Genomic DNA, 7,787 nt, shown 5'->3' with positions numbered 1-7,787 from the left:
AGAGAAAAAAGCTAAGAGAGGAAAAAGGTAAAAGCTAAGTAAAGGAGAAAAAAGTAAAAAGCTTAGAAAAGAAATAGAGAGGAAAATTAATAAAAAAAGTAAGAAAAAAAGAGGAGAAGAGAAAAAATAGGGGTAAAAAAAGGACCTTATTCCATGAACAAGGATCCTAGACTATTTACACATCATTAGAATTAACTTTACAGATTAAAACAGTTTAATTGTAAAGAACCTGTTTATGCCCAGTATTATAGCATAAAGCAACTCGTAGAGTATAGAGGAAAAAAGGAAAATAAACATTTTAGTTAAATATGTTTATTAACTTATAGTTATATGACAAAAAAATGTAAATTTTACCTAAAAATGGAGTAAAACCCATAATTTTTTTGTATTTATTTCCTTTTGTAAAAGATATTTTGCTTATTTAATGATACGACAAGTATAGCTTGTAGCTTTATTAGCATCACCACCATTGTAGTAAGCTACATTTGGGTAAGCACATACTGGCATTTCTTTACCTGGATAGTTTCTTCCGCGTCCGAGAATTTGTTCAGGTGCAACACTAGGGTTTGCTTGCCAGTTTTCAAGGGCTGTTAATGGATCTACATCATCAAGACCATTACCGCCACCACAGTGGTTCATCCCAGGAAGAACAAAGAGGCGACTTGAGTCTTTACCTGCTGGTGTATCAGCAAGCATTTGTTGATACCATTCTACTTGATCTTTTGCGGAGAACACTGGATCAGAAGCTCCTGTTACCACAATTAATTTACCCCCTTGAGCAAAGAAAGTGCTTAAGTCAGTGCTTACGGCATCATTGAGATATCCAGTTTGATAAACACGAGCTACATCCTTATCAAAATCAAACTTGCTTATATCAAAATCAGGTTGGGCAGGAGTCATAAAGTAGTAAAGTAAAGAACCAGCCCCTAAAGTTAGAGATAAAGCATTAGCTTGAGCTGTTTGTGAATTACCAAGTTTCCACATTCTCCAGCCGTCTTGGTTAATACCTGTATCCCAGTACCAGCCTGCATAGATTTGTTGACCTTGAGAAGTCTTTGCTCCGTCCATTACTGCTCTTAGAGCGGCAATTTGTTCTTTGCTGAGTGGTAAGCTATTTGGATCTATATTACAGTTTTCCCAAGCATTTACAATACCGTCAGCAATACCATCTTTGGCATCACATTGTTTAAGAATTGTATTACGTACTTGATCTAAATCATTTTGTGTAAGAGCATTAGAGAGAGTTTTTTCTCCAGCTGCATTAGTTGGAGCTGCTTTAAGAAATTGTTGGTAATCCCATTGTTGGGCTACAGCTGCTCGTGATAATCTAAAACCTGCGTTAACGGCTACTATGCCATTAAACTCAGTTGGGTAACGTTGTAAAGCAATCATAGCTTCACGTCCCCCATTAGAACAGCCCATGAAGTAACTTTGCTGCGGGCGTTGTCCGTAAACCTGTTGGATAATTGTTTTAGCTACATTAACTACTTTACCTATAGCTTGATAAGCAAAGTCTAAACGTGCTTGTTGATCTAAACCAAAATCAGGAGTTGGCGTCGGGTGACCACCATCCATTGAAACTACAGCATAGCCTCGCTCTAAGGCTGGCGTAGCATTTGCGGTATTAATCGGAACACTACCTATAGCAGGAGCAACAAAGCCGTCAACTCCGCCACCACCTTGGAAGAGAAAAGCATTATTCCAGTTAGTAGGTAAACGTAATTCGAATTTAGTGCCATAAGGCTTACCGTCAGCACCTGTACGTTCTTCAATAATTCCTGTAACAACACAGTGAGGAGCAACTTGTTGATCTTTGGCTTGTCCACCTGTAAATGCAGACATAGGATCAGCAGGAATTAAGCCTGTAGCATTAAAAGTTACAGCAGTTATTTTTACTTTATCGCCAAGGTTAATTTGCTCTAAAGCTTGACAGGCACTGAGCTTTAAAGTAGGCGTGGCAGTTTGTTTTTCAGGAAGTTTTGGTGTGGCAGTAAGAGTATTAATTGGATTGGTAGCTGAAGCTAGGCTCGAAAATAAAATTCCAGACATTACCCCAGTTAAGACAAATTTAGCTAGAGTTTTTTGCATAATAAAGGTGTAGTTTTATAATGAAAATTAAGCTTATTATACTATAGGATTGTAATTGCTCAAGCTGATTATTTTGATCTTTGCAAAAGTCTTTTGCAAAAACGCTACTTTATTGTTTAGCCTTAATAGCGTATACTTTACGGGTATAAAAGATTCTCTAAGTTTAACTCTTGCTATTGGCAAAGTTAAGTTGATACTTTTTTGAGGTAGTAGAAGTATCAATTCCCAAATGGAGAGGATAAAGCTTAGCAATAGCTAAGTTCCTCAACGCAGATCTTCGATAACGAAGACCTTTGTTGATGAAATAATTAAAAGTGTAAATTTGATGAAGACAGGAACTTTCCTGTCTTTTTTTGTACTTCAAATTTGATTATTATTTTCTTTTAGCTAAGTGTAAGTTATCTTTTTAGTTAAGAACAAGTTATCCTTTTAGTTAAGTAGGTGTTAGTTAAGTAGGTGTTAGTTAAGTAGGTGTTAGTTAAGTAGGTGTTAGTTAAGTAGGTGTTAGTTAAGTAGGTGTTAGTTAAGTAGGTGTTAGTTAAGTAGGTGTTAGTTAAGTAGGTGTTAGTTAAGTAGGTGTTCTCTAGCTCAGAGTATAATGTCTCTAGCCCAGAGTATCAGTTCTCTAGCTCAGAGAATCTATTCTCTAACTCAAACTATTTTTTCTCCACAAAAAAAAGAGGAAAGCAATTTTGCTTCCTCTTTACAAAAGTCTCGGTTATTATTCTCTTGAATAATGTTTAAGTGTTTACAATAATTTTCTCTATTATCAATTATTATATCCAAGATGCCGATATGGCAATACTTTTTGCGAGAAAAAAATTTGTTTGCAGAATTTATTTTTTGTTAAATTGAAGTAATTTTTAGTTATTTCTTCTTAATTAAGAGGTTTAAAGTAAGAAAAGTCCTATCTAAAAAAAATTACTTAACCCTTAAATTTACGTGCGGGTATTCTTGTTATTTTTTTTATAACTTTAGCATGGGTAAACGGGAAGCAAAGTAGAAGAAAAGGCTAATTTTACAGGAGGCAAGGTGCGAAGAAAGTTTATTTTTACTTTAGGCAAGGTTAGAAGAGGATAGTTAATTTTTATAAGAGGCAAAGTGGAAGAAAAAATCAATTTTATTAGAGGAAAGGTTAGAAAAAATATTTCTTAGCCCCAAGCAAAATTTTTTGTTACAACAAAAAAAAGCAAAATTTTTTCCACAAAAAGCTAAATTAACTATCTCACCGCAGTAGGTTAAATGATTTTAGCTACTTGCTTTAAACGAAAAAAGGTAAGAGAAATTTTTCCCAAAAAGTACTGTTCTGTTGTTATATTTTTCTTTAAAAAGGGCTTGAAAAAATCTTCTGCATTAGTATATTCTAAGTATAGATACAACAAAAATGAACAACGCAATATCCCATGAACAACAAAAGTCTAAAAGTTTTATTCCTTTGCATTTTAGGAGCTTTTAGCATCCTTAATGCCAATGCTAATTTACAGACTAGCTATTTTTATCAGGCAGGAGTTAATAAGGTTTCAGGGACTACCGCAGAATTTTATCTTAATGGTGTAAAATATTCTGCTTTAATGATGCAAAATTCTGACGGCTACCGTAATGTTATTTTAAATAAAGGCAATGCACCTGACTCAGGAGTATTTTATGTCTTTGATAAAGTAACAGTTAAAGCACCTAAACAAATGCCTCTGCAAGAGATTAATGCTGCTTTAGTAGCATTAAAAATTCCTGTGCAGTTACCTTTAACTGTAGCAGGTAACTTAAATTTTTCTAATTACTAGAAAAGTTTATGCCCATTTTAAATTCAAGTACACCTTAATGCTCTTGGTATTAACCAAGGGCTTTTTTTATGTTCATTAATTAACCTAATTAACCTTATTTAAATTACATAGCTCCATTGTTTATAAGTTCTGGAGATTTCAGCAGTAAAAGGGATTATTCTATTTTTTGCAAAGGACTGTTTTAGTTTTAGCTATTTATCAGGAGAGAGGAGACAGATATAATAGTCTCAGAAAAAGAAAACAAAAAAAATGATAAAAGCTTGAAGCAAAAAGCAATAAAAAAATAAAAAGCTTAAAGCAAAAAATTAATAAAAAATAATTTTTTGCTCCCCAAAAAGAAAATAATTTCCCTAAAAGCTGAATTATTCTTTTTGCCTCTTAGTTAATTTTATCTCTCTACGTTTTTAATAAAACTCTTGAGATTATCAGGGAAAACTAACTTAGTTTAAGTTAAGAGCTTTGATAATGTTTTATTGTTAAATAGGGATTAATGAATTTAACTTAAGATTCTATTGAAAGATAAGCTATTTATCCTTTTCCTTAATTTCTTTATAATAGTCCATGTAAGTTAAGCAAGATAAGAAAACACACAAGACAACAACACAACAACTATCTTGTTTGCTCTTACAGACAAATATAAAACAAAATAAAAAACAACAACACGCAAAAATATAAACAACAAAAACAAACAACAAGGAATCTAGTTATGAAATTAAAATCAGTATTATTATCAACTTTAGTAGCAGCAACAGCATTCGTTTCAATTAACGCAAACGCAAGTACTAAAGATCCAGCTACAGCATACAGTAGCTACTACGCACAAGCACAACAAGCTAACCAAGTAAACAACAACGCTAAAGTAATTACTATTGACGGTGTTGAATACCAAGGTAAAGTAATTAAAGGTGCTAACGGTTTCTTAAATGTATTAGTAGATGGTGAACGTTCACTTGACACAAGAAGCTATACTTTTGCTAAAGGTCAAGTAAGAGTTCCTGCTTCATTTACTGAAGCACAAATTAATCAAGCTTTACAAGCTTTAGATATTGATACTAAAGTATCTACTCTGTCATACTTCCAAATTCAAAATATCTTAAATAGTAAATCTAACTCTTAATTTCAATCTTTTCCATGAAGTGGAATACAACTAATTACTAAGTGAGTCCTCTTAACTTTATAAAAGTTAAGAGGACTTTTTTATTGTTAAATTGTAATAACTAAATAACGAGTCTTTAGAATTTTATTACTCCGAAACAAGGGTAATTTTTAGGTTTTCAAGGTTTTTATTATTGAATATGCTTCAATAGAGTTGTAAAGAAACAGTACTTTATCAAGCAAGTAAAATTGCATATACTAGTATGCAGAAGTTGAACAGAATAATTTTTTCTTCTCTTCTAAACAAATAAAATAAAACAAAACAACACTAAAAAACAAAATTAACACAAATCAACATAGGAATCTAGTTATGAAAATTAAATCAGTATTATTATCAGTATTAGTAGCAACAACAGCATTTGCAACTATGAACGCAAACGCAAGCCCTAAAGATCCAGCTACAGCTTATAGAGATTACTATGAGCAATCAAGACAAGCGAGATTAGACAATAACCAAACTCGAGTAAATAATACTCAAACTAAAACTATTACCGTAGACGGTCAAGAATACCAAGCTAATGTAACTCGTAACATCAACGGTAGTTACAATATCGTTGTTACAGGTAACTCTGGTCAAAGTCAAAGTGTAGGATTTTCTCGTGGTCAATTAACAGCACCAGCATCATTTAGCGAAGAAAATCTTAATCAAGTATTAAAAGCTTTAGATTTTAATACTACAGTAAAAACTTTATCTCACATTCAAGTTCGAGACATTCTATCTAACTAACTTTTTCTGTGCTTCATAACATAGTTATGGAGCATTTTTTTATGGCTGGATTTACTAATTAAAATATTGCTCAGTAAATAAGTTGCTCACTAAATAAAGTTGCTCACTAAATAATTAAGTTAATTTGCTAAATTCCACGCATAAAAAAGAGCTATGGCATTTGCCATAGCTCTCCAACAAGAATTTAAGAGAAAAAATATGCTAGTTTTTCTTAAAAAATTTATCTCGGTAAAAGTTTAACTCACCGATAGATTCTTCGATATCGTCTAAAGCTAAGTGAGTTCCTTTCTTTTCATATTCGTAATTAAATCCCCAGAGGAAATTTAATTGTTTTACCGTTGAAACGTCAATTAACCGATAGTGTAAATGTGCCACAATTTTTGGCATATACTTGGTTAAAAACATTTTATCAGTACCTATAGAGTTACCACATAATGGAGAAGTTCTCACATTTGTGTATTGCTGAATAAAAGCTAGAGTTTGTTCTTCAGCCTGAGCTAAAGTTGTAGTTGAAGCTTTTACTCGCTCAATTAACCCGTTTTTGGTATGCATTTCACGCACGACATCATCCATAGAGTCTAACAGCTCTTTAGGTGTTTGAATTGCTAGCACTGGACCTTTAGCTAGGATATTTAAATCCTTGTCCGTAATAATAGTGGCAATTTCAATAATTTGATCCTTATCAAGATTTAATCCTGTCATTTCAAGATCAATCCATACTAAGTTAGTGTCTTTATCACCTAAGTTACTACTCATAGAGTGCGTCCTTTTTTATAAAAACAATGGCGGTGAGAAAGGGATTCGAACCCTTGATACGCGTTAACGTATACACACTTTCCAGGCGTGCTCTTTCGGCCTCTCAGACATCTCACCTTAGAAAAAAATCGGTTGGCTGTAATTTAAACAGCTGTTCTAGTATATAACAATTTTGCTAAATTTGGAAAAATTTTTTAGAGAAACTGAGTTTTTTCTCGAGATTTAGGGGAATTTAGTGATCCCAAATTGGATTATCACAAATATTGCAATAATATTTTGCAACTTTGCTAGTTTTTCTCTGAAAATTAAAACTATATAATATGCATGTCAAGATAAGAAAGAGATAATTCTTAATCTGATTGACAGTAAACATTAGTGATTACTGAAAGCAAATCAAAAATGTATTGAACTGTAGATTATTTATCTTACAGAGAAAACAATCTATAATATCCATAACAAAATAAACAACATATAAATAATTATTCAAGTTATATCCTCTCTGAGGAAAATAAAACCTTATAGCAAAACTCAAGGTAACACTAAAATACATTCATTCTAAAACAACAAATAAAAAACACAAAACAACAAATTCTGCAAACAAAAAAACAACACTACAAATAAATACAACAAACGAAACTACAAACCAAAAACGAAAGAACAAAAAATATTAAATAAAGTAACAAATAAAACAACAAAAAATATAAAAAGCAAAACAACAAATACAAAAAACCAAACAACAAAAAAACTAAAACAACAAACAAAAAAACAACACTGTAAAAGAACAACAAAACATAGGAATCTAGTTATGAAAATCAAATCAGTATTATTATCAGCTTTAGTAGCAACAACAGCTTTAGTATCAATCAACGCAAACGCAAGCACTAAAGATCCAGCAACTGCTTACAGCGATTACTACAAAATGTCAGCAGCACAAAAAGCAGCTATGAACACTCAAACAAAAACTTTAGATGTAGACGGTAAAGCTATCCAAGCAACTGTAACTACAGGTGTTTCAGGGGTAATGAACATTGCTTTAGGTGATCAACACGCTACTCTAGCTTACTACAACTTAGGTAACATGATTATTAAAGCTCCTGCTTCAATGAGCCTAAACGATATTAACGCTTCATTAAGAGCTTTAGAAGTAAGCAACGAAATTCCTGCAGTAAGTTATGTAATGACTCAAGCAGAGATGAATAAAAAATCATAATTGCTGAATTTATCTTAAGAGTCTTTTAAATTTAGCCCTCTTAATTAAACAATATAAAAAGTTTATAATA

At 32.2% G+C, this 7,787-nt stretch carries 6 protein-coding genes, 1 tRNA gene and 1 pseudogene; 4 read left to right on the top strand and 4 right to left on the bottom strand.

The window, feature by feature from the left end; genetic code table 11:
• Positions 1-417: 417 nt before the first annotated feature.
• Together CJP74_RS07830 and CJP74_RS08345 are read right to left on the bottom strand one after the other, a co-directional pair.
• A complete protein-coding gene (locus tag CJP74_RS07830; protein WP_245958054.1) occupies positions 418-2,088 on the bottom strand; it encodes a tannase/feruloyl esterase family alpha/beta hydrolase in 1,671 nt (556 codons plus the stop codon).
• 410 nt (positions 2,089-2,498) lie between these two features.
• Positions 2,499-2,669 (bottom strand): annotated as a pseudogene (locus tag CJP74_RS08345) (pentapeptide repeat-containing protein); the annotation flags it as partial.
• Positions 2,670-3,491: 822 nt separating this feature from the next.
• On the opposite strand from CJP74_RS08345, the gene CJP74_RS07820 reads away from it, so the two are divergent.
• The 3 genes from CJP74_RS07820 (at position 3,492) to CJP74_RS07810 (ending at position 5,751) form a co-directional block, all read left to right on the top strand.
• A complete protein-coding gene (locus tag CJP74_RS07820; protein ID WP_119497958.1) occupies positions 3,492-3,869 on the top strand; it encodes a hypothetical protein in 378 nt (125 codons plus the stop codon).
• A gap of 706 nt (positions 3,870-4,575) precedes the next feature.
• Positions 4,576-4,986: a hypothetical protein gene (locus CJP74_RS07815; protein ID WP_119497956.1), complete on the top strand. Its 411-nt coding sequence runs from the start codon at positions 4,576-4,578 to the stop codon at positions 4,984-4,986.
• Positions 4,987-5,334: 348 nt separating this feature from the next.
• Positions 5,335-5,751: a hypothetical protein gene (locus CJP74_RS07810; RefSeq protein ID WP_119497954.1), complete on the top strand. Its 417-nt coding sequence runs from the start codon at positions 5,335-5,337 to the stop codon at positions 5,749-5,751.
• Between the two features lie 201 nt (positions 5,752-5,952).
• Here the strand turns inward: CJP74_RS07810 and orn are convergent, their stop codons facing one another.
• Positions 5,953-6,507 (bottom strand): oligoribonuclease, encoded by a 555-nt coding sequence (orn, locus tag CJP74_RS07805; protein ID WP_119497952.1) that lies wholly within the window; start codon positions 6,505-6,507, stop codon positions 5,953-5,955.
• Between the two features lie 27 nt (positions 6,508-6,534).
• Positions 6,535-6,624: transfer RNA gene (locus CJP74_RS07800), tRNA-Ser, on the bottom strand.
• Positions 6,625-7,312: 688 nt separating this feature from the next.
• Between CJP74_RS07800 and CJP74_RS07795 the strand changes: the two genes are divergently transcribed.
• The gene (locus CJP74_RS07795) at positions 7,313-7,717 is read left to right on the top strand and encodes a hypothetical protein (protein WP_119497055.1); all 405 of its coding nucleotides are present in this window, start codon (positions 7,313-7,315) and stop codon (positions 7,715-7,717) included.
• The last annotated feature ends 70 nt before the right edge of the window (positions 7,718-7,787 follow it).

The organism is Psittacicella melopsittaci (assembly GCF_003585925.1).
In the GTDB taxonomy this organism is placed as follows: domain Bacteria; phylum Pseudomonadota; class Gammaproteobacteria; order Enterobacterales; family Psittacicellaceae; genus Psittacicella; species Psittacicella melopsittaci.
Note: the sequence above shows the minus strand (reverse complement) of the source record. Positions and strands in the feature narration are given on the sequence as shown.